The 19,710-nt window shown below is 63.1% G+C and carries 23 protein-coding genes and 2 pseudogenes; 9 read left to right on the plus strand and 16 right to left on the minus strand.

Annotation, left to right across the window (positions count from 1 at the left end; translation table 11 throughout):
* Positions 1–2 precede the first annotated feature (2 nt).
* The 6 genes from ehuB to ehuR form a co-directional block, all read right to left on the minus strand.
* A complete protein-coding gene (ehuB, locus tag RKE40_RS18925) occupies positions 3–854 on the minus strand; it encodes an ectoine/hydroxyectoine ABC transporter substrate-binding protein EhuB (protein ID WP_316019772.1) in 852 nt (283 codons plus the stop codon).
* Between the two features lie 105 nt (positions 855–959).
* On the minus strand, positions 960–1,973 hold the full coding sequence (doeB, locus tag RKE40_RS18930; RefSeq protein ID WP_316019773.1) for a N(2)-acetyl-L-2,4-diaminobutanoate deacetylase DoeB: 1,014 nt from the start codon (positions 1,971–1,973) through the stop codon (positions 960–962).
* A 4-nt stretch (positions 1,974–1,977) separates the two neighbouring features.
* A complete protein-coding gene (doeA, locus tag RKE40_RS18935) occupies positions 1,978–3,156 on the minus strand; it encodes an ectoine hydrolase DoeA (protein WP_316019774.1) in 1,179 nt (392 codons plus the stop codon).
* On the minus strand, positions 3,153–4,166 hold the full coding sequence (eutC, locus tag RKE40_RS18940) for an ectoine utilization protein EutC (RefSeq protein ID WP_316019775.1): 1,014 nt from the start codon (positions 4,164–4,166) through the stop codon (positions 3,153–3,155). The genes doeA and eutC overlap by 4 nt, the downstream gene beginning before the upstream one ends.
* Positions 4,163–5,185, minus strand: a complete 1,023-nt coding sequence (eutB, locus tag RKE40_RS18945) for a hydroxyectoine utilization dehydratase EutB (RefSeq protein ID WP_316019776.1) — start codon at positions 5,183–5,185, stop codon at positions 4,163–4,165. The genes eutC and eutB overlap by 4 nt, the downstream gene beginning before the upstream one ends.
* Positions 5,186–5,319: 134 nt before the next feature.
* Positions 5,320–6,774 (minus strand): MocR-like ectoine utilization transcription factor EhuR, encoded by a 1,455-nt coding sequence (ehuR, locus tag RKE40_RS18950; RefSeq protein WP_316019777.1) that lies wholly within the window; start codon positions 6,772–6,774, stop codon positions 5,320–5,322.
* A gap of 60 nt (positions 6,775–6,834) precedes the next feature.
* Here ehuR and RKE40_RS18955 point away from each other — a divergent pair, with 60 nt between their 5' ends.
* The gene (locus RKE40_RS18955) at positions 6,835–7,302 is read left to right on the plus strand and encodes an Lrp/AsnC family transcriptional regulator (RefSeq protein ID WP_316019778.1); all 468 of its coding nucleotides are present in this window, start codon (positions 6,835–6,837) and stop codon (positions 7,300–7,302) included.
* Positions 7,303–7,383: 81 nt separating this feature from the next.
* On the opposite strand, the pseudogene RKE40_RS18960 reads toward RKE40_RS18955, so the two are convergent.
* Positions 7,384–7,575 (minus strand): annotated as a pseudogene (locus tag RKE40_RS18960) (YciE/YciF ferroxidase family protein); the annotation flags it as partial.
* A 585-nt stretch (positions 7,576–8,160) separates the two neighbouring features.
* On the opposite strand from RKE40_RS18960, the gene RKE40_RS29785 reads away from it, so the two are divergent.
* Complete coding sequence (locus tag RKE40_RS29785) at positions 8,161–8,349, plus strand: GNAT family N-acetyltransferase (RefSeq protein WP_390893443.1); 189 nt, start codon at positions 8,161–8,163, stop codon at positions 8,347–8,349.
* An 85-nt stretch (positions 8,350–8,434) separates the two neighbouring features.
* Here the strand turns inward: RKE40_RS29785 and RKE40_RS18965 are convergent, their stop codons facing one another.
* From RKE40_RS18965 to RKE40_RS18990, 6 genes and pseudogenes are all read right to left on the minus strand, one after another.
* Positions 8,435–8,767 carry an HD domain-containing protein gene (locus RKE40_RS18965; RefSeq protein ID WP_316019795.1) on the minus strand — a complete coding sequence of 111 codons (333 nt, stop codon included), beginning with the start codon at positions 8,765–8,767 and terminating at the stop codon, positions 8,435–8,437.
* 17 nt (positions 8,768–8,784) lie between these two features.
* Positions 8,785–9,036 carry a DUF768 domain-containing protein gene (locus RKE40_RS18970; RefSeq protein WP_316019779.1) on the minus strand — a complete coding sequence of 84 codons (252 nt, stop codon included), beginning with the start codon at positions 9,034–9,036 and terminating at the stop codon, positions 8,785–8,787.
* A 266-nt stretch (positions 9,037–9,302) separates the two neighbouring features.
* Positions 9,303–9,461, minus strand: a pseudogene (locus RKE40_RS18975) (endonuclease/exonuclease/phosphatase family protein); the annotation flags it as partial.
* Between the two features lie 125 nt (positions 9,462–9,586).
* Positions 9,587–10,216, minus strand: coding sequence for a hypothetical protein (locus RKE40_RS18980; protein WP_316019780.1), 630 nt, complete (start codon positions 10,214–10,216; stop codon positions 9,587–9,589).
* 1 nt (position 10,217) lies between these two features.
* Positions 10,218–10,385, minus strand: a complete 168-nt coding sequence (locus tag RKE40_RS18985) for a DUF6894 family protein (RefSeq protein ID WP_316019781.1) — start codon at positions 10,383–10,385, stop codon at positions 10,218–10,220.
* 246 nt (positions 10,386–10,631) lie between these two features.
* A complete protein-coding gene (locus RKE40_RS18990) occupies positions 10,632–11,378 on the minus strand; it encodes a YoaK family protein (protein ID WP_390893445.1) in 747 nt (248 codons plus the stop codon).
* An 883-nt stretch (positions 11,379–12,261) separates the two neighbouring features.
* Here RKE40_RS18990 and RKE40_RS18995 point away from each other — a divergent pair.
* The gene (locus RKE40_RS18995) at positions 12,262–12,447 is read left to right on the plus strand and encodes a hypothetical protein (protein WP_316019782.1); all 186 of its coding nucleotides are present in this window, start codon (positions 12,262–12,264) and stop codon (positions 12,445–12,447) included.
* A gap of 66 nt (positions 12,448–12,513) precedes the next feature.
* On the opposite strand, the gene RKE40_RS19000 is transcribed toward RKE40_RS18995, so the two are convergent.
* On the minus strand, positions 12,514–13,032 hold the full coding sequence (locus RKE40_RS19000) for a YciE/YciF ferroxidase family protein (protein WP_316019783.1): 519 nt from the start codon (positions 13,030–13,032) through the stop codon (positions 12,514–12,516).
* A gap of 16 nt (positions 13,033–13,048) precedes the next feature.
* Between RKE40_RS19000 and RKE40_RS19005 the strand changes: the two genes are divergently transcribed.
* Both RKE40_RS19005 and RKE40_RS19010 read left to right on the plus strand, forming a co-directional pair.
* Positions 13,049–13,297, plus strand: a complete 249-nt coding sequence (locus RKE40_RS19005; RefSeq protein WP_316019784.1) for a hypothetical protein — start codon at positions 13,049–13,051, stop codon at positions 13,295–13,297.
* Between the two features lie 485 nt (positions 13,298–13,782).
* Entirely contained in the window at positions 13,783–14,049 is a 267-nt protein-coding gene (locus tag RKE40_RS19010) for a hypothetical protein (RefSeq protein ID WP_316019785.1), read from the plus strand.
* Positions 14,050–14,125: 76 nt separating this feature from the next.
* On the opposite strand, the gene RKE40_RS19015 is transcribed toward RKE40_RS19010, so the two are convergent.
* Complete coding sequence (locus RKE40_RS19015; RefSeq protein ID WP_316019786.1) at positions 14,126–15,148, minus strand: helix-turn-helix domain-containing protein; 1,023 nt, start codon at positions 15,146–15,148, stop codon at positions 14,126–14,128.
* 117 nt (positions 15,149–15,265) lie between these two features.
* A complete protein-coding gene (locus RKE40_RS19020) occupies positions 15,266–15,562 on the minus strand; it encodes a hypothetical protein (protein WP_316019787.1) in 297 nt (98 codons plus the stop codon).
* 167 nt (positions 15,563–15,729) lie between these two features.
* Here RKE40_RS19020 and RKE40_RS19025 point away from each other — a divergent pair, with 167 nt between their 5' ends.
* The 4 genes from RKE40_RS19025 (at position 15,730) to RKE40_RS19040 (ending at position 19,302) form a co-directional block, all read left to right on the plus strand.
* Complete coding sequence (locus tag RKE40_RS19025) at positions 15,730–15,999, plus strand: DUF6894 family protein (RefSeq protein ID WP_316019788.1); 270 nt, start codon at positions 15,730–15,732, stop codon at positions 15,997–15,999.
* A gap of 357 nt (positions 16,000–16,356) precedes the next feature.
* Positions 16,357–17,796: a sensor histidine kinase gene (locus RKE40_RS19030; protein ID WP_316019789.1), complete on the plus strand. Its 1,440-nt coding sequence runs from the start codon at positions 16,357–16,359 to the stop codon at positions 17,794–17,796.
* Between the two features lie 26 nt (positions 17,797–17,822).
* Complete coding sequence (locus tag RKE40_RS19035; protein WP_291649246.1) at positions 17,823–18,236, plus strand: response regulator; 414 nt, start codon at positions 17,823–17,825, stop codon at positions 18,234–18,236.
* A gap of 22 nt (positions 18,237–18,258) precedes the next feature.
* Complete coding sequence (locus tag RKE40_RS19040; protein ID WP_316019790.1) at positions 18,259–19,302, plus strand: sensor histidine kinase; 1,044 nt, start codon at positions 18,259–18,261, stop codon at positions 19,300–19,302.
* Positions 19,303–19,710: the final 408 nt, after the last annotated feature.

Below are 19,710 nucleotides of genomic sequence, written 5' to 3' on the forward strand. Positions count from 1 at the left end.
ACTTATTTGCCGGCACAGAGATCCTCGACCTTGCGCTCGGCGGCGGCCTTGATGCTGGCGTCCGAGAGGCCGTAGGTGCCGAGGATCTTCTTGTAGTCGTCGCTCTTGCGGAACTCGACGAGCGCGGCGTTGAAGGCGTCGCGCAGTTCCTTGTCCTCGGGCCGGAAGGCGAAGCCGCCGAAATTGCGGACCGGCTTGCCGTTGACCACCGGATCGGTGAAGGGCGCGACCTGCTCGACATTGGCCTGACCCTTGGCCAGCGAGGCGACGGTGAGCTCGGTCGCGGCATAGGCGTCGGCGCGGCTCTGCACGGTTGCGAGCGCGTCGGCGTTGGCGGTGATGAAGATCACCTGGCTGTCCTTGACGCCGACGGCGCGCAGGAAGTCGATATTGTTGGCGCCGGAGACGACCGCGACCTTGAGCGACGGGTCCTTGGCGATGTCGGCATAGGTCGTCAGCTTCTTCGGATTGCCCTTCTTCACCAGCAGGCCCTCGCCATAGGAGGAGTTCGGCTCGGTGAAGGAGACCTGCTTGCAGCGCTCCGGCGAGATGTTCTGCTCGGCGGCGACGAAGTCGAAGCGCTTGGCCTTGAGGCCGGGGATCAGCGTGCCGAACGGCGTGACCGACCAGTTGGCCTCGGCGACACCGAGCTTCTTCAGCACGGCATTGGCGACATCGGGACCGATGCCGGCCGAGGTACCGTCATCCTTCATGTAGGAATAGGGCACCTCATTGGCGGTCGCGACGCGGATATAGCCCTGGTCCTTGACGTCCTTGAGCGTGGTGGCGCCGGCAGCGGACAGGCCGGCGGCGAGAGCAATGGCGGAGAGACCCGCAATCTTCAGAAACGGCATCTGCAATTCTCCTCTGGTTGATGTTTCTCCGCATGCCGATTGCTTCGGCTTCTCTGGCGTCTTCGCGCCGGCGGTTGGCTTGGACCGGTCGCCCGGCCGAACGGGTCAGGGCGCCTCCGTCAGCACGGCAAGCACCGAAAGGCAGTCGCCCGCCTTGATCAGTCCGGGGACATGGCGCGCGGCGAGGACGCCATCCATCGCGGCCTGGTACTCGGCCGGGGCGAGCCCGGTCTTTCCGACGGGATAGACCCGGGCGATCACCTCGCCGGCGCGCACGGCTTCGCCGAGATCGTGCTCGAAGACGATCAGCCCGTCGTCCTGCGCGAATGTGAAGCAATCGGCCGAGGGCATGTCGAGCCAGCGGGTTGGCGCCATTTCGGGCGTTCCCGCGAGAATGCCGGCGTGCCTGAGCAGATTGACCACGCCGCGCCGGGCGATGCCGATGCTGCGCGCGCTCGCCGTCCCGGCGCCGCCGAGCTCGGTCGTGACGAAGACCTTGCCCGTTTCCTCGACGGTGGTGTCGAGCATGCCGACGGCGTCGATCTCCAGCATCTTCATCGAGTAGGGCGCAGAGAAGGCGGCGACCGCTGCAAAGCAGCGCGCCTCCTGCGCCTTGTCCGGCAGCTCGTGCGCGGCGGCATAGGGCAGAAAGTCGAGCGTCTTTCCGCCGGAATGGAAGTCGAGGACGATATCGGCCAGCGGCACGATATGGCGCGTGACGTAGTCGGCGATCTTCTGCGTGACGTTGCCGTCCGGCCGACCCGGAAAGCTGCGATTCATATTGCCTTTGTCGATCGGCGACGTCCGCGTCCCCGCCCGGAAGGCCGGGTAGTTCAGTGCCGGCAGGATGATCACCCGGCCCGAGACCTCGGCCGAGTCGAGCGTTCGCGCCAGCTCGAACAGCGCGGCCGGTCCCTCATACTCGTCGCCATGGTTCGCACCGATCAGCAGCGCGGTCGGCCCGTGACCGTTCGCGATCACGCAGATCGGAATCATCACCGAGCCCCAGGCACTGTCGTCGCGGCTATAGGGCAGGCGCAGATGGCCATGCCGGACGCCCGGCGCCGAGAGATCGATCGTTGGCGTCACCGGCGAGGGGCGGGGGGAAGCGGTCAGCATCGCCTCAGCCCTTGACGAAAAGCTGGCGCGGCACATTGGACAGGCATTCGACGCCGGTGTCGGTGATCGCGATGCTTTCGGTGATCTCGAGGCCCATATCCTCGAGCCAGAGGCCGGTCATGAAGTGGAAGGTCATGCCGGGCTTGAGCTCGGTCCGATCACCGGGCCGCAGGCTCATGGTGCGCTCGCCCCAATCGGGCGGATAGGACAGCCCGATCGGGTAGCCGGTGCGGTTGTCCTTGATGATCCCGTAGCGCTTCAGCACGGCGAAGAAGGCGTTGGCGATGTCCTCGCAGGTATTGCCCGGCTTGGCCGCGGCGAGCCCGGCCTCCATGCCTTCGAGCGTCGCCTTCTCGGCATCGAGGAAGGCCTGCGTCGGCCTGCCGAGGAAGACGGTGCGCGAAAGCGGGCAATGGTAGCGCCGGTAGGCGCCGGCGATCTCGAAGAAGGTGCCCTCGCCCGAACGCATCGGCTTGTCGTCCCAGGTCAGGTGCGGAGCGGAGGCATCGGCGCCCGAGGGCAGCAGCGGCACGATCGCGGGATAGTCGCCGCCAAATTCAGGGGTACCGCGGATGCCGGAATCGTAGATCTCGGCGACGAGGTCGCATTTGCGCATGCCGGGTTCGACCACCTCGACGATGCGCTGATGCATCAATTCGACGATGCGGCCGGCCTTGCGCATATAGTCGAGCTCGGTCGTGCTCTTGACCGCGCGCTGCCAGTTCACCAGACCGCCGGAATCCTTGAAGCGGGCATTCGGCAAGTGCTTCTGCAGCGAGGCAAAGGCGGCCGCCGAGAAGTAGTAATTGTCCATCTCGACCGCGATCGAGAGCCTGTCCCAGCCGCGCTCAGCGATGATCTCCGCCAGCAGGTCCATCGGGTGGCGCTCGGTCGACTGAACATAATGGTCGGGATAGCCGATGATGTTGTCATGGCCGATGTAAGCGGTGCGCTTGGCGCCGTTCGCATCCTGCTTGCGGCCATACCAGATCGGCTCGCCCGTCGGTGGCACCAGCACGCATTGGTGGACATAGAACGACCAGCCGTCATAGCCGGTGAGCCAGTGCATGTTCGAGGGATCGGTGACGACCATCAGCTCGATGCCGGCCCGCTCCATGGCGGCGCGGGTCCTAGCGAGGCGCTCGGCATATTCCTCGCGGGTGAAATTCAAGGTCACGGTCACGCGGCGTCTCCCGCTTCGGTTTTGGTGTCGATGGTCTGCCCGGCGCCGACAGTGCGGGCGCGGGCGGCGGCGAGATTGGCGATCGCGGTGTCCTGCACGCCGGTGCCGGTCAGATCGGCCAGGGTGATTTCGTCGGCACGTGCCCGGCCGGGGCGCTGGCCGGCGATGATCTCGCCGAGCTCGACGAAAGCCTGATCGGCCGTAGCGAGACCGGCGCGGATCGCATGGGCGAGCTCACCTAACCGGCGCGTCTGGCTGAGGCGGTCCGCGACATAGGTGGCGCGGGCGAAGATGGCCGGGTCGATCTCGTTCTTGCGCTCGCTGTCGGAGCCCATCGCCGTGATGTGCTGGCCGGGCTCGATCCAGTCCGCCATCAGGATCGGCCGCTCTGCCGGCGTCGTGGTGACGATGATGTCGGCGCCGCGCATGGCCCCTTGAGGATCGGCTACGGCGGTGACGGGAAAGCCGAGCTTGCGGGATAGTTCGTTTGCGGCTTCGTTGGCCTTGCGCGGATCACGCGCCCAGATCCGTGCCTCGCGGATCGGCCTCACCAGCGCCAAGGCTTCGAGCTGGAGCCTTGCCTGCATGCCGGCGCCGAAGATCGCGGCGACCGCGGCATCCGACCGGGATAGATGGCGCGCTGCGACGGCTCCTGCCGCGGCCGTCCGGATATCGGTGAGGAAGCCGTTGTCGAGGAGCAGCGCCTCGACGAGGCCGGTGCGGGTGCTGAACAGGATCATCAGCCCGTTCAGGCTGGGCAGGCCAAGCTTGGGGTTATCGAAGAAGCCGGGGCTGACCTTGATCGCGAAGCCGTCGAGGCCCGGCACATAGGCCGTCTTCACGTCGACCTCGCCGCGGTGCTCGGGAATGTCGAGCCGCAGGATCGGCGGCATGGCGACCGGCTTGGTCGCCAGCGCGGCGAAGGCCTCCTCGACACAGGCGACCGCGCTCGGATCAAGCCCGACGATGCCGCGCAGTTCCGCTTCGGTGAGAACGAGCATGCGGCTCATGCGGAGGCTCCGGAGACGATGCGCCGGTGCGCGGCGTCGTCGATGTTGCGGCCCGATATGATGAGTGCCGTCGGGCCTTGCGGTTCGACCTTGCCGGCGAGCAAGGCGGCGATGCCGACGGCACCGGCGCCCTCGACGATCTCGTTCTCGACAAGCGCCGCATGGCGGATTCCGGCTGCGATCTCGGCCTCGCTGAGCAATACGATCTCGTCGATGAGATCGCGGCACAGGGCGAAAGTGACGCGGTTGGCAAGGCCTATGCCGCCGCCGAGCGAATCCGCCAACGTTTCTTCTTCGACCACATCGATGGGCCGGCCGGCGGCGATCGCCGCCTCCATCGCGGCACCGCGCTCCATCGAGACGCCGATGATCCGCGTGGAAGGCCGAAGAGCCTCGACCGCCACGGCGATCCCGGCAGCGAGCCCGCCGCCCGAAAGCGGGATCAGCACGCAGGCGAGCTCGGGCAGATCCGCGACCAGTTCGAGGCCGATCGTGCCCTGGCCGGCTACGATCTCGGGATCGTCGAAGGGTGGAATCGGCGTAAGCCCCTGCTCGGCGACCAGCCGCTCGACCTCGACCTGCGCGTCATCCTGCGAGCGGCCGACGATGCGGACCTCGGCGCCCAGCGCGCGGATCGCTTCGACCTTGTTCGCAGGCACACGCGCCGACATGCAGATCGTGGCGGCAAGGCCGAGCTCGCGGGCCGTATAGGCGACGGCGCGGCCATGATTGCCTGTCGATGCGGTCACGAGCCCGCGCCGGCGCTGGTCATCAGTCAGTCCCAGCACCGCGTTCATCGCGCCGCGCAGCTTGAAAGCGCCGATCGGCTGGCGCGTCTCGAGCTTGAGATGAACGGGCTGGCCGCAGAGCCTGCTGAGGGACGGGGAGGCGACGAGAGGCGTGTGCTCGATCCGGCCGGCGATGCGCGCAGCGGCAGCTTCAATGCCGGACAGCGCGACGACGGCGGACTGCGCGGTCGCGCTTTCTGCTTCCGCGGTGAAAAGACGCGGTTTGGTCACCGTCGTGTCTCCCTCGCTTGTCATGCTGCGAGGGAGAAAATTTCATGTCAATTATTATATTGTCATGATTCAATTTGAGAAAGGCGCACCCGCCATGGCAATGACGCGACAAGACCGCGCCACTCGCCGCAGTTTCAGCCGATCGCACCGATGTCGAAAACCGGCGGCAGCTGCTCGAAGGTCTGTCGCACCGTGGCCAACGTCCGGGCCAGCAGCTCATGGCTCATCCGCCCGCCAAGGCAGATGCGGATGCCGCCGCCATGGCTGGGGCCGGCGACGAAGGGATCGGAGGGCGTCACGGCAATGCGGCGGTCCGCGAGGGAACGCACCAGGCTGTCCTCGGTCCAATGCGCGGGCACCTTGAGCCAGGCGCAGAGCGAGAGCGGATGGCTCGAGGCGACATGGCTCCCGAGCGTCTCCGCAACGATGCGCTGGCGCGCCGTCGCCTCCGCGCGCTGGACGGCGAGCAGCCTTTGCGCCGTGCCGTCCTCGACCCAGCGCGTCGCGATCTCGGCCGGCAGATAGGTGCCGCTCCAGCTCGTCACGCGCAGGATCGAGGCGGCGCGGATCGAGTATTGCGGCGGCACGACCAGATAGCCGACGCGCAGGCCGGTCAGCACCGTCTTGGTGAAGCTGGTGAGGAAGAAGCCGAAATCCGGCAGCATTGCGGTGATCGCCGGCAGCGGCCCGGGGATGAGCGGCTTGTAGACCTCGTCCTCGACGACGAAGACACTATGGCGCTGCGCGATCTCGGCGATGGCGTGGCGGCGCTCGGGACCGGCGACATGGCTGGTTGGATTGTTAAGCGTCGGTATGAGGACGAGCGCCCGCACGCCACCGGCACGGCAGGCCGCCTCGAACGCATCGGGGCGGATGCCTTCCTCGTCGGTCGGTAGGCCCTTGAGGCTGAAGCCGAGGACATTGGCCAGGCCGATGACGCCGTGGTCGGTCAGGTTCTCGGTCAGCACGAGGTCGCCAGCGCGGACCACGCAGGCGAGCGCCAGGAACAGCGCATGCGCCGCGCCATTGGTGATCAGCACGCGCTCAACCGATGTCTCGACCCCGAGCGGCCCGAGCCAGAGGTGCGCCGATTCGCGATGGCGGTCGAGGCCGGCGATCGGCCGGCACGGCCGCATGAACGGGCTGGTGTCGCCCTCGGCCAGCGCCGCCAGCGCCTGGCGCGAAGCCGCCTCATGCGCATCGAGATAGACGCCGCGCACGATCGAGAGATCGACGACCTCGGTCGGGCTGCGATCGAGCATCAGCCGGCCGGCCTGCTCGGTGACGCGACTCCTGACGAAGGTTCCGCGTCCGACTTCGCCGCTGAGATAGCCGAGGCGCTCGGCCTCCTTGTAGCTGAGACTGACCGTCTGGACGGAGATGCCGAGCTCGCAGGCGAGGTCGCGATGGGTCGGCATCCGATCCATCGGCTTCAGGAGGCCGGCGTCGATATCGGCGATGATCCGCTCCGTCAGCGCGGCATGCTTGGTCGCGCCCTTCTGCTTCGTCAGGACCGGGTGCCATTCGACGGCCTTCTCCACAATCGGGGAAAGCCTGTTGCCGGAAGGCCGTTCGGCTTGACGGAACATGAGATTGTCTCGTTCTTAGGAGGCGGAAATCATGACATTATGCATGGGCGGTCACCGAAGATGAAGCTCGATCCGATCGACCTGAAGATCGTCGCGGCCCTGCAGCGCGACGGCCGCATGACCAAGCTCAAGCTCGCCGAGACGGTGGCCTTGTCGCCGGCCGCCTGTTGGGAGCGGCTGCGCCGGATGGAGGAAGCCGGCGTGATCAGGGGCTACACCGCGATCGTCGATCTCGAACCCGATGCGCCGCGGACGACCGTGATCGTCGAGATCAGCCTGAAGAGCCATCAGCAGGCGGATTTTCGCCGCTTCGAGGAGGCCGTGGCGAAGGAACCGGCCATCGTCGCCTGCGACGCCACCGGCGGCGGCATCGATTACATCATGCGCCTGGTCACGCCCGATATCGACAGCTACCAGCGCCTGATCGACCGGCTCCTGGAATCCGCGATTGGCATAGAACGGTACTACACCTACGTCGTGACCAAGAGCGTCCCACTCATCGAAAAGCACTCCCTCCCGCCAGCATAGCTTCGTCCCATGCCGTTAATGTGAGTTCCGACCGCAAAGGGCCGTCCGCTGCCATTTCCGAAAGCGCCACCCCAGCAGCCCCTGGAGCCGCACGATGTGCTGTTCCGTCTCTCGGAGATGTGTCTGGAATCCCTGTTTCAGATCCGCATTCGTCGCCTTGTCGACCATGTCAGGCAAGGCCCTGCGAATCTGATGCTCCGCATAATAGATGTCGCGCAGCGTATGGACGAAGAGATCGTCCATGTTGGCAATGTCCTTGGAAAACCAGCCCATGCCGGCGCTCCCGTGTTTGTGGGCTCCCCCCGCTGCCGGGCTGAACCGGTTGCGCGCCGCCTTGTTCCGGATCGGTCGTGGATATTGTGCCGGCGAGACTGAAACGTAGGACGCGGCTCGACGCCCTCGCGCTCACGTCAGCGCGCTGCTCGCGTCCGGCGGCGCCCTCGCCGCGCGTAGAGCGGCAGGCCAGGGCGTCAAAGGCACCGCGCGGCGCTGGTGGCTTCGATCTCAAGTCGGCAATCGTCGACGAAGTGTTCCGGAGTTCCGTCCTAGAGCCCATAACTGGTTGTCGCGAGATTTGGGAAGGGCACCGAGACGACGGCGTGCCGATTGCCGTTTCCGTCCTGGCAGGCCTCTCGATAGAACTCGAGGGGAATGAGACGGCGACGCTCGCGGGCTTGTAGCACTGAGGAACTCGCGCCGAGCGCCAAGGTTCAACTGGTAGTCAAGCTTCGTGCCGTGGAGACAGTCCTGATGGAAGCACCCGTCATCCGAGATGAGCCCAACCATAACCGGTTCGTCATGACGATTGCTAATGGCGAAGCTTTCGCCATCTATCGATGAGTTGAGAAAGCACTGGTTATTTCACACACCGAGGTGCCGCGCGCCGCGCGCGGCCGCGGAGTCGGCTCGCAGCTTGCTGGGGCGCTATTCGATCATGCCCGCAAACACGGAGATCGGATCGTTCCCGCCTGCTCGTTCATCGCCGATTGGGCAAGGCGCCATCCTGAGTACAAGGACGTTCTGGTTCACCCTAACAAGGGCAATTGAGGTTCAGGCCGCTCCTAGCACCTCCAACGCACCCTCATATTTTGCCAACAGCTCTGACCTCTTGTCTGCCGGTATCATTGCTAGACTAGCGTGACTTAGGTTGTCCTTGAGATCCGCGACCTTCACCGGCTTGGCGAGTTCGTTCGCAGCAGCACGGAGGATGAAGTCGCGATAGGGCTTCGACGGCCTCCACGATTGCCTCTGAGAAGCCTTCACCTCGGAGCTCTGTAGCTGTTATCGCGCTGTCCTCGATCACATCGTGCAGAACGGCGATGATCGCCCGTTCTTCGTCTCGGGCTCGAATAAAGCCGAGCGCGACCCGAAGAGGGTGTGAGATGTATGGTGCGCCGGCCTTGTCGGTTTGGCCCGCATGGGCGGCGGCGGCGGCGATCTCGATGGCCCGCTCCAAGTTACCCATCAGCTTCCCCTCCACGCTTAGTCCTTCTTGTCGCGGGGCGTTTCCTCGTCATTCAAGGCGGATTTCATTGCCGAAGCGATCTGACCCGCGAGATCTGGATACTCTTCCGCGATCTCTCCCTCGGGGATTCCCGCGGAGGAAGCGTCAAGGAGCAGCTGTTCAGCGAGATTGCTATTCCGCTCATCGGGGCTTTCTTCGTCGTGGTAGACACTTGGCTGAATCCGCTCCGCAACCCATTCCTCGACGAAGCTTATCGCGCGTGCTGACATTGCCCTGCTCCGTTGGCTCACTTCTGGCTGATGAGCATTTTCGAATAACCACCTTGAAGTGGCGTCTTTTCGAGGTCAATTTCATCAGAAAATTCAATAATATAGAGCCGCCGATGGCTCTGATGTCCGGCAAGTTTCCGGCGTGAGGACTGTGTGTCGTCGGCCGCCGCCGGTATCCAATCGGGCATAGATTCACAACGCAGAGCTTTAGCGCAGGTTGCAAGAGATCGCGGGCTGGCGCCGCTGAGCCGGTCAAAGCTGCGTCGTCAACCGATGCGGGTCCCGGTTGAAGTCAGAGACGCGCTCGGGCGTGCGGCTTTGAACGCACGATCCGCGCATTTGAGCTCCTGAAGGCAGACAATGTCAGGCTGGGCCCGCGCGAGCCAATCCAGCAGATTTGAAAGCCGCCTTCTGATGTTGTTGACGTTGAAGGTCGCGACCGCAAGGCGACTGGTTCAATCGAGTTCTAGCGCGCGAGCCATAAGCGCGAAACGGGGCAGGGCACCGACGGTTCCAGCGGACCGCTGGGGGAGGTCGACCTCGAGACTCGCTATTTCCTCGGGGCGCGAAGCAAACCTTCTGCCGCGAAGACATCCCAACCCTCTAGCTTCGATCCGGAGGCGTCATCAGCGGATCCAGCGCAACCCGATTGGCTGCGTGCCTGTGTCCTGGTTTGTCGACGTTTCGCGGCCGCGCGTTTGCGGTTCTCGGCGCTCATCGCGGCATCTTCTTGGCGCCAGATCGTTGGGAGATCGCGATCGAGAATGTCTTCAATGTGCTGGGCATCGAAAACGTGAAAGGTCACCGCCTTGGCCCGCCCCCGCATTTTCACTGTTCGCGTCCCAGCGCTTTTAAGCCGAGACTGCTTCATCCATTTGTGGCGCTCGCGAGAGGAGATTCCGAGAATGTCTTCCACTTCGCTAGGGAGCACGGGGTAAGCTGAGATCTCCTCAATAGCGGTCGCGATCTTGGCCGAGGCCGCGCTGAACGCCTCCTTTTCCTCGATTGGCAAGTGCAGAACCGCCTGGTTGCCGTCGACGCGAAGAAAACCACGCATCTTCCAGGGTAGGTGCCTTCGAAGCTCGCGCTGGATACCAATTGCCCTCACTGTCGAGCCGAGGCTCGCTAGTGGCGGCAATGGCCACTCCGCGACGAGTTCGGAGGGAGGCGGGGTCTTCATTTCAGGGAACGCTCCGGCACAGCATCTCGCGGCGGATATGCTGGTGGGCCAGTTCGGCTAGAGTGCGCAACGCCAGGCTACGCGCCGCGTCGTCATTCTCCAGATCTTGGCCGCCTACATTGACGCTGTCGGACTGGGCATTGAAGATGTCGAAGAAGTAGTGCGGCATTGTAGTGGACCTTGAACACGCTAGCTCTGGTCGGACAACCGATGAGGCGAGCGCTCCTACGAGCCTTCAAAGCTCCCAGTGCTTGGACGCGAACCACGACAAGGCTGCTACAGCAAGCATTCCAGCGGTGACGAAGAGCGCATCTTCCATGCCATCCTCCCGACATTGGGAGGAATGAACCCGGAGATTAAAAGTTCCCGTGAAGAACGGGTTCGGGTGCGAGGCAATGAGCCTCAAGGCGCAGCGCTATGGTCGTTTGCCGATCCGGACGAAGGTCGGCCAAACGAATCCCAGGAGGATCGCCGCGAGCGGAACCGTGAACACGTACCCGAGTTGCGCGAAGCCGACGGCCCCGACAATGCCTCCGGCGAAGAACATGCCGACGACGCGCAGCAGGATGGCGAGCTTGCGCCTGTCCGCGGCGACCGTGCGGGCACCAGGCGGTCCATGGCGCCGGTTCCAGTAGAATAGCTTGCCCATCTCGATGCCGATGTCCGTGACCATTCCGGTCAGGTGGGTGGTGCGCATCCGGGCACCTGAGATCTTTGTGATGGTGGCATTCTGCAGGCCCATGATGAAGCAGAGTAGTGGCGCGGCCAGCAGCAGAAGACCGGGAAAGGCGCCGCTGGCGCTGCCGAGCGCACCGAACAGCAGAAGCAGGGCGGCTTCCAAGCCGAGCGGGTAGGCATATTGCCTCCCAGGAGCGTTGCGCCGCCCCCAATTGATCAGGACGGCCGAACAGGCAGACCCCGACACGAAGGTCACGAGCGCGGTGACACCGACCAGCACGATCCCAAGCGAACCCAGGACGAGATTGTCCGCTATCGAAGAGACAAACCCCGTCACATGCGAGGTGTACTGACCGACGGCCAGAAAACCGCCGGCATTGATAGCACCTGCAATGAACGCCAGGGTGTTCCCCAGGAATTCATCGGTGGCGAGGGTGCGCTTGTGAGCGGCGACCCAGTGAAAGATGCGAAATCTCGGCAGGATGGCGGTCTTACTCGGTCTTGGCTCGAATGCTGAAGCGATCCATTGCTGGTGGGCAACGGATGCATCAAGCGTTTCGACGCACTCCAGCTATGCAGGTTCAGAGGTAATCGGCTAGCCGGACTGGGCGTGCCCTGATCGATGCCGGGGACTGGCTCACAATCGCGCTCGCGCGACAGGCAGTGGCTGATCGTCCGTATCGTCTAGGAAAATATGTCATTTGACGGTGCGCGACCGGCTCAAGGGCGTAAGCTTCGGTGATGAGCGAGCTTCCCGTCAGTCTGGTTCCCGGACTTGTAGACCGGTTCGGTGCTCTCCGGGGTGCAGTCGAAACCGCCCTCGAGGCTTTGGGCGCGAATCCGGAGAGTGCGGTTGACATGGGGCGCTTCATTCGAGCGCAGAAAGATGCCGTCGAAATACTGCGGGAAGTTACGGCGATGCAGGATGGTACGGTTCTGGGTGACCAGGCCGTAGCACCTCTGGAGCCATCGCCGACGTGATCGGGATTCGCTTCGCGCCCTAGCGGCGTGACGCTTGCCGCTGGTCATTCGAACCGCGGATGTACCGGTCGCTCGACCGAGCGGCAGGCTGATTATCGAGTTGCAGGTGCGTCATGGAGCATGGCCGCGTGGAGTACATAGCCCGAGCATTGGCGCGCTCGGCTGGCTTCGACCCTGACGAGCTGATCCTGCCCGATACCTTGGTGTCGCATGCCGTCTCAATGACGCCGGCAGGCGATCCCATGCCGGCATGGCGGAGATTTCTCCACGCCGCACAGATGCACTGCGATGCGAGAACCGATCTCGAGGGCCCTCTGACCAAGCTGAAGCGCCGGCCAGCGAGAAGCGCATCGATTTGATTTGCGAAACCACAAGGACCTGGCTCGATGATGAATACGCCCGGCCGACGTAGTCCTCACAATCCGTTCACCCGTGCCCTCGATCGCCTTGTTGAGGCAGATCGCGTTGAGGCTGAGAAGCGTGCGGATCGCGCCGCTCGACGAAATGCCGTCGATCCCAGCCAGCAACCCACGGCGGAGGGGATCGTCGAGTTTCCGCGCCGCAACCGCTGAGTGTTGCAGTGCGACTCGATCGCCAGTGGAGGAGCGGGCTCCGGCATGCAGCCGGAGCCGAAGGAATCAGGCTGCCTTGGCCAGGGCCTGCTTGTTGATCTTGCTCTCGCCGAGCTGGGACAGCGTCTGATCCGTCTTCATCTCATCGGTGAGAGTCTGATCGAGAAGCTTCGCAGCATTCGCCATTCCGAGTTGCTGCGCCCACGCCTTGAGCGTCCCGTAGCGAGAGATCTCGTAGTGCTCCACCGCCTGCGCCGCGGCCAGCAGTCCAGCGTCCAGAGCTGGGCTGCCTTCGAACTCTTCGATAATCGATTTTCCTTCATCGATGATCCCGAGGATGGCGTCGCAGGTCTTGCCGCGCGGCGCCTTGCCGATGATTTCGAACACATCCGCGAGACGCTCGACATGGATCTCGGTTTGGTCGCGATGCTTCTCGAAAGCCTGCTTCAGCTCAGGTGCCGTCGCCGCCTTCGCCATTTTCGGCAAGGCCTTCAGGATCTGTTTCTCCGCGTAATAGATGTCCTTGAGGGATATGCCCCCTCGTCGTTTGGGAACCTCGGTCGATCTCTCGTGTTCGGAGGGCATGTTTGGAGGTTCGGACATGCAGATCGAAAACAAGGACGAATACGAAGCAGTCGCTGCGCGCGCCAACGCGTTGAGCGCCGCACCCGAGAGCTCCAAGGCGGCTGCTGAGCTGGCGGAGCTCGTCGCTGCACTTCTTCAGTGGGAAGCCCGCCGCGAGCCGCAAGGCCACGGGCAAGAGGATAATCCTGCTCCAGGCACCAATCAAAGCCCCGACGATCTGCCATTTTCGGGGCTGCCTGGGAATCTGGGCAAGCTTCGAGAGTGAGACGGGAGCAAACCGTCTGCGCGAACTCAGGGAGATCAGCCGTGAACAGCACAACGCCCGACAAAGACAAGACCGCCGGACAGCCTCGCCGTAGCACCGACAGCCGGCCGCGGCCCGGGACGGGAGTTCCGGAGGCGGAAGGGGCGAAGACTGATCCAAACGATAGCACGGGAGGGCCCGCGAAAGGGGCTCCGAAGCCGTCGGAGTCGTGGATTCCGATCGATCCTGGACGCCCAACGAAGCGCGACTGAGCGCTGGAACCCGTGCCTTCCGACAACGGGCGATCTAAACGTCGAGGCTCTGAAGCGCAATGTATGGCTTTGATCTTCGACTGTTCAAATCATGAGAAAAGCAGTGCCGATTTCGAAACCATAGTTGCGGCGTGAAGCGACGGCACTGCCGTTAGCACCGCGCTTGTAAGCTTCCTGTAAGTCAGTCACCGTACACCTGCCTCACCGAAACGACGCGAGTGATGGAGCAGAGCGATGAACACCGAGCGCGACAACGTTGCGTTGAATGATGAGGCCCTGGACAACGTGAGCGGTGGTTTCAACCTTTACGACGCCATCTGCAACATCGGCGAGAAAACCGAGGAGGCCTTCATGAAGGGCGGCGAGATCGGAATTTACGCGGGACCGCCCGGGGTTCTCGCTGGTGCCTTCGGCGGCGCGTTCTACGGCGCGCTGGACGCGGTGAAGTCGGAAGCGGCGAGCGCCGCGGGGGAGGCGATCGACGCCCTTAGGAAGCGCTGAGTTCTCGTTCTAAATTGAGGCCCGGTTTCGCTAACGCGAACCGGGCCTTTTGATTGGACTGAGCCATTTGGAAGGCCTAAGGCCACGCCGACTGTCGAAGGATATCCACCAGACTGCTCACCTCGGCCTTCAGCCGTCTACCAAGCACCGGCCGCAAGGGGGCATCTGACAGGTCGCCGTGCCTCGCTTCTGTCGGCGTCAGGCCGAATTCTCTTTTGAAAGCACGGCTGAAACTGGATGCGTCCGTGAAACCAAACTCCTCTCCGATCGACAGGATCGACCGCTTACTGACGATGCTGTTGGTAATCTCCCCCAAACACCGCCTCAAACGCTCGCGCTGTATGTATGCCTTCACGCCTCCCTCGGTTTCGAACAGCCGGTAAAGCTGCGAGCGCGACATGGCGGCCTCGCGACAGAGGAATTCCGTGTTGAGGTCGCTGCGATGCAGGTTCTGATCCACGATGCGGCGGATAACCGCCTTTCTTGTCATGGCGACTGGTGCTGCGCCGATCATGTCGTTGTCGGGCGATGGCGCAATACAAGCCAGCAGCATTGCGTGAATAGCGCTCTGCAGGGCAGGAACATGAGATTGGGGGATCCCCGGAGCGGAGCGAGCCAGAAGGCCGAGAAATTCAGCCAGAAGCACCCCCATAGAGTTCGTCAGCGGCCGACCTTCGACGGCCTCGAATGCCGGGACCAAGTCAGGAAAGGCATCGCGCGGCACGTAAAGCTGCAGGCGCTCGTCCTGATCCCGAAAGCTCACGACGTCACGGCCCAACGATGCGGCAAACGGTACGCCGGCTGGCACGTCGATCGAACGATTTCCTCCCGCATCGGCAAGCGTTCGTTTCTGACCGATCGCAATGTTCCAGTGATCGATTGAATCGCGACGTAAGTGCTTAGCCGTTCGAGAGGCCAGCAATTTCGGAGCCTTCACCCGGCCCAAGCTGAATCTGCCGAAGTTCCAAGTCTCGCTCGTTGCCTCGAAGCCCTCACAAGAGGCATCGAACTGAACATCGAATAAATCAAACCAGCCGCGCCAAGCATCAAGCTGCTGGCGCGCGGGCAGGTTCAGTGTTGAAAATACTCTGGCGTCCATTGCGCTGGTATCCACGAAGTGGCTACAGCCATCCTTGCGTCGGATCAACGGCTCGGCGGCAGATTGATAAAGCCGGGACGAGCTTTACCTGCTTTGACCCAGGGCTGCCCAGGCCGTTCACACAGGGGCGGACATTCTCTCGCTTCCTGCGCTCACGTAATGCGCAGCCTCCCGTTCCAACTCAGCCAGGATTGCGCGGTACTCCTCCAGGCGATCAGCCTGCTCGGCGGCCGGCGATTGGGACCAGTGGCTAAGAGCGTTCCACGCCAGTTCATAGGCCTCGCATATGTCGAGGAAGCGGTCGCTCGAAGCTCCGGCAAATGCCTGTCGGTGCTGCGGCATCTGCAGCATCAGCCGCGCGCGCCCGCGTTCCTCGATCGCAGAAGTTGCCGTCTTGGGTCTGAGCTTATGCATGGTCGCGAAACGCTGGCACGTTCCCTGACGTTCCGTCGATTGTACTTTGGGTCGGAGCCCGACACTCGCGCGCGTCAGGCCTCGTTCACGCAATCGTTGGCTCAGGTTGCAGGCGTCGGGGAACCCGTGCCTGTGATCGGCATTTCTTCCGAATTGGGAGGTGCCCCATGCCGACGTACCGCTTCGCAGTGAGTGACGGCGAACGCCTAGATTTAACTGGCGGCATCGAATTGCTGGATGATGCGACAGCTGTGAAGGAAGCTCACCGCGCACTCGGTGAACTCGTGCGAGACTTGCCCAGGAGCGCAGCGGTCGATTTCCGGGTTGCGGTCGAAAACGAGGCCGGCACAGTGCTCTACCAAGCCTCCCTGACGTTTCGAGGCGAAACGGCTGCGGATATGACGAACAAGCGCGCGAACGGCGAGCCTAAGCCCTAGTTGCGGCGCGCAAAGGCTCCTCCCGCTCGATTTCGTGCGATGGCATCCCGGAGCATCCTTCTGCGCCGCTGCCCTCACGCGGTTCATTGCACCCTGACGAGACGCGAGGCGCGCCATCGACGCGTCGGCGGCGACGAATAGCCGCACGTCTGACTCTGCGTGGATTTATGCGAGCCTGCGCGCCACTACCGAGCTCGATGAAAGGGGCCGCGCGATAAATCGCGAAACCCTGTCATTTGCTATTGCGCGTTTCTCAGGGCATCGCCATGCACCCTTGGCCGCTGGGTTTTGTCGATGCCTATCTCTCAATCGCAGTTTCTAAGATCCAATCTCGTCCTGCTTGCAGGAGGGGCGCTGGTGCTGCTCGCGATTGTCGTCGCGTCCTTCTGGCTCACCAGGCTTTCGGAGCGCCAGTTCGACGAAGTGGTCGCGGCGCGCGAGACCCGAAGTGCAGCAGCCGACCTGCTTTCGCTTGCCCAGGATGCCGAGACCGGCCAGCGCGGCTATCTGCTTTCGCGCGACGTTGCCTATCTCGGTCCCTATATGAATGCAGTCTCCAGGTTCGACACGACCCTCCAGCGGTTGAAGGAAACGGTCGGCGCCACCGACGCAACCCGGTCGGAGTTCAACCGTCTCGAAGGGGCGTTGCGCAGCAAGCTGGCGGAACTTGCCCAAGTCGTCGCCCTGGCTGAACGCGGCGCTTGGGAGGAGGCAATCGCTGCGGTTCGGCAAGGGCCTGGCCGCGATCTGATGGACGAGGCGCGCGCCGGACTCAGCGCAATTCTCTCCCAATCGGAGCAACGATTGCAGCATGCCATTGCCGGGCAGGAAGCGGCGTCGGCTCGATTGCGCTGGACCATCGTAGCCGGCGCGGTTGCCCTCATCCTTTTCGCTGTAGCGGCGTTCTGGACGATCGCACGCTACACGCGCGAGATCAGTGCCGCCCGAAACGAGGTTGCCGCCCTCAATGTCGGGCTCGAACAGCGCGTCCAGCAGCGGACCGAGGCTCTGACCAGGGCCAATGAAGAGATCCAGCGTTTTGCCTATATCGTGACCCACGACCTGCGAGCGCCACTCGTGAACATCATGGGCTTTACGAGCGAACTTGAAGCGACAGCAGCTCCGATCAAGGCGTACTTCGAGGCCGGTTCGTCGGCGGCCCCGGCGGCGCTGGAGGAGGCCAGCACTGCGGTCAACGTCGATCTTCCGGAAGCGATCAGCTTCATTCGCTCCTCGACGCGCAAGATGGATGGGCTGATCAACGCGATCCTGAAGATATCGCGGGAAGGCAAGCGCGTCCTGCGTGCCGAGGCGATCGATCTACCAGCGACGCTGGAGGCCGCAGCAGCGGCCGTACATCACCAGGCGACCGAGAGCTCCGAGAGCGGTGGTGGCGTAATTGTCGAGTGCCAGCCGCTCAAGATCCGCACCGATCGTCTTTCCATGGAGCAGGTGCTCGGAAACCTGCTCGACAATGCCATCAAGTATCGATCGCCGAAGCGACCCCTCAAGGTGGTCATGCGCGGCAGGCGTGAGAAGTCGGGCTGGGTGGTTGTCGAGTTCGAAGACAACGGCAGAGGTATTTCGCCTGCCGATCACGAACGGATTTTTGAGCTTTTTCGACGATCAGGGACGCAGGATATGCCGGGCGAGGGCATCGGTCTCGCTCATGTCCGGACGATCGTCCGAAACCTCGGTGGCGATATCACCGTCAGCTCCGAGCTGGACGTCGGCACCACCTTCACCATTCTATTGCCGCCCGACCTCGGCGCGGTTCAGCGGAGTTCCACGACGTGAGCAACGGGAAGCCGGTTTCGATCGTGATGATCGAGGATGACGAAGGTCATGCTCGTCTCATCGAGAAGAATATCCGCCGCGCGGGGGTCAACAACGATATTATCCCGTTCAGGAACGGCACCGACGCGCTGAGTTTCCTGCTCGGGGAGGACGGTACGGGCGAGGCCAGCTCGGGGAGGCAGTTGCTAATCCTGCTCGACCTCAACCTGCCGGACATGGCCGGCGTCGATATCTTGGAGAGGGTCAAGGCGAACCCGCATACCAAGCGCTCGCCGGTCATAGTCTTGACGACCACTGACGACAGCCGCGAGATCCAGCGCTGCTACGATCTTGGCGCCAATGTCTACATCACCAAGCCGGTCGACTATGACGGGTTCGCGAACGCCATCCGGCAGCTGGGACTGTTCTTCTCGGTGATGCAGGTCCCGGAAACCGAATGATGCAGTCGGCGAAGACGCGGTAATGCCCAACCGCATAATCCAGGCTGTCTATATCGACGACGATGCCGCACTCGGGCGGCTCGTCCAGCGCATCCTCGGCCGCCGCGGCTACGAGGTCGAACACGTCACGACCGCAGAATCCGGGCTCGCCCGTATTGCTGATGGCGATGTCGATGTCGTGATCCTCGATCATGACCTCGGAACGAGTTCCGGTGTCGCCGTTCTCGAAGCGCTACGGGTACGGGAGCAAAGCCCACCGGTCGTTTACGTCACTGCCTCGACCGAACTCTCCATCGCCGTCCAGGCACTGAAAGCGGGGGCCGTCGACTATGTCGTGAAAACGGTCGGAGATGATTTCGAGGTTTTGCTCGTTGCCGCACTCGAACAGTCGGTCGAGCGCGCCCGGCTGATGCGGGCGAAGGAAGAAGCGGAGCGCCAGGTTCGGCAGGCAAAGGATCGGGCAGAGATGCTTCTCGCGGAGGTCAATCATCGTGTGGCCAACAGTCTGGCGCTCGTTGGCTCGTTGGTTCGGATGCAAGCTTCGGCGGTGGTCGAGCCCGGCGCGACAGCCGCTCTGGCGGAAACGCAAGCTCGGATAACCGCGATCGCAAACCTCCATCGCAGCCTCTACACATCAACGGATGTCCAGCAGGTCGATCTCGCTGCCTATCTGGAAACGCTGGTCGGCGAGTTGGGTAATTCCATCACGGCTTCAGGCCGGACGCCTACGATCAAGCTTCATGCCGAGCCGGTCTCGATTAAGACCGATCGCGCCGTATCCGTGGGCATGATCGCGACAGAGCTGGTCACAAACGCTCTGAAATATGCCTATCCGGTCGGGGAGGGCGAAGTTCGCGTCAGTCTTTCCCGCACTCCGTCCACGCAGGTTACCCTGAGCGTTGCTGACGATGGCATCGGCTGGACCGGTAACGGGACGGCGAAAGGGAGTGGTCTCGGCGGCAAGATCATCGCTGCAATGTCGAAGAGCCTGGGTGCGCAGCTCGAGTATCACCATCGGCCGATCGGTACGCTGGCTTCGATCACGTTCGACGAGATGGCAAGCTAGTGACGGTGCCGACCTCCGCTAACGGAGCTCGCGTGCCCCATTCAGAGATTTATCGCCAGAGAGAGCGCGAGATTGAGCACCAGGGCAAGGAAGAGCCAGAATTCAACTGAAACGCCGTACCGCATCGAACAGTCCCTCGCTGGTCGCTTAGCAATTCGCAGTGAGGGCGATCGTTCCGATTTAGTCCAAATGCTGCCGACGATGGTTAACTGTCGGTTGCGCCCCGACCTCACTGCGTCTGCAACAAACGCTTGGGATCCGCGCCTGGTAGGGCGTGCAGGTGTCTGCCGTCAGCGCCCTTGAGACAGTTCAGGGGTTTTCGGGAAGGGAGGATTTCTGGATCATCGCAGCCATTTTGGAGCGCAGATGAGACAGAAATCCGGGCCGGAGAAAGCACCGGCAGAGCAG

The sequence above is a fragment of the Allobosea rubneri genome, from assembly GCF_032464875.1.
GTDB classification, from domain to species: Bacteria; Pseudomonadota; Alphaproteobacteria; order Rhizobiales; family Beijerinckiaceae; genus Allobosea; species Allobosea rubneri.

What these genes read in the sequence shown, in the direction of transcription:
- RKE40_RS19020 (WP_316019787.1), bottom strand. Translation starts at nt 15,562, where the DNA reads ATGCATAAGCTCAGACCCAAGACGGCAACTTCTGCGATCGAGGAACGC.
- RKE40_RS18995 (WP_316019782.1), top strand. Translation starts at nt 12,262, where the DNA reads ATGATGAATACGCCCGGCCGACGTAGTCCTCACAATCCGTTCACCCGT.
- RKE40_RS19010 (WP_316019785.1), top strand. Translation starts at nt 13,783, where the DNA reads ATGAACACCGAGCGCGACAACGTTGCGTTGAATGATGAGGCCCTGGAC.
- RKE40_RS18955 (WP_316019778.1), top strand. Translation starts at nt 6,835, where the DNA reads ATGAAGCTCGATCCGATCGACCTGAAGATCGTCGCGGCCCTGCAGCGC.
- RKE40_RS19005 (WP_316019784.1), top strand. Translation starts at nt 13,049, where the DNA reads ATGCAGATCGAAAACAAGGACGAATACGAAGCAGTCGCTGCGCGCGCC.
- ehuB (WP_316019772.1), bottom strand. Translation starts at nt 854, where the DNA reads ATGCCGTTTCTGAAGATTGCGGGTCTCTCCGCCATTGCTCTCGCCGCC.
- doeB (WP_316019773.1), bottom strand. Translation starts at nt 1,973, where the DNA reads ATGCTGACCGCTTCCCCCCGCCCCTCGCCGGTGACGCCAACGATCGAT.
- RKE40_RS19035 (WP_291649246.1), top strand. Translation starts at nt 17,823, where the DNA reads ATGATCGAGGATGACGAAGGTCATGCTCGTCTCATCGAGAAGAATATC.
- eutC (WP_316019775.1), bottom strand. Translation starts at nt 4,166, where the DNA reads ATGAGCCGCATGCTCGTTCTCACCGAAGCGGAACTGCGCGGCATCGTC.
- ehuR (WP_316019777.1), bottom strand. Translation starts at nt 6,774, where the DNA reads ATGTTCCGTCAAGCCGAACGGCCTTCCGGCAACAGGCTTTCCCCGATT.
- RKE40_RS18970 (WP_316019779.1), bottom strand. Translation starts at nt 9,036, where the DNA reads ATGTCAGCACGCGCGATAAGCTTCGTCGAGGAATGGGTTGCGGAGCGG.
- RKE40_RS19040 (WP_316019790.1), top strand. Translation starts at nt 18,259, where the DNA reads ATGCCCAACCGCATAATCCAGGCTGTCTATATCGACGACGATGCCGCA.
- RKE40_RS19000 (WP_316019783.1), bottom strand. Translation starts at nt 13,032, where the DNA reads ATGCCCTCCGAACACGAGAGATCGACCGAGGTTCCCAAACGACGAGGG.
- RKE40_RS19015 (WP_316019786.1), bottom strand. Translation starts at nt 15,148, where the DNA reads ATGGACGCCAGAGTATTTTCAACACTGAACCTGCCCGCGCGCCAGCAG.
- RKE40_RS18985 (WP_316019781.1), bottom strand. Translation starts at nt 10,385, where the DNA reads ATGCCGCACTACTTCTTCGACATCTTCAATGCCCAGTCCGACAGCGTC.
- RKE40_RS18965 (WP_316019795.1), bottom strand. Translation starts at nt 8,767, where the DNA reads ATGGGTAACTTGGAGCGGGCCATCGAGATCGCCGCCGCCGCCGCCCAT.
- RKE40_RS18980 (WP_316019780.1), bottom strand. Translation starts at nt 10,216, where the DNA reads ATGAAGACCCCGCCTCCCTCCGAACTCGTCGCGGAGTGGCCATTGCCG.
- RKE40_RS19025 (WP_316019788.1), top strand. Translation starts at nt 15,730, where the DNA reads ATGCCGACGTACCGCTTCGCAGTGAGTGACGGCGAACGCCTAGATTTA.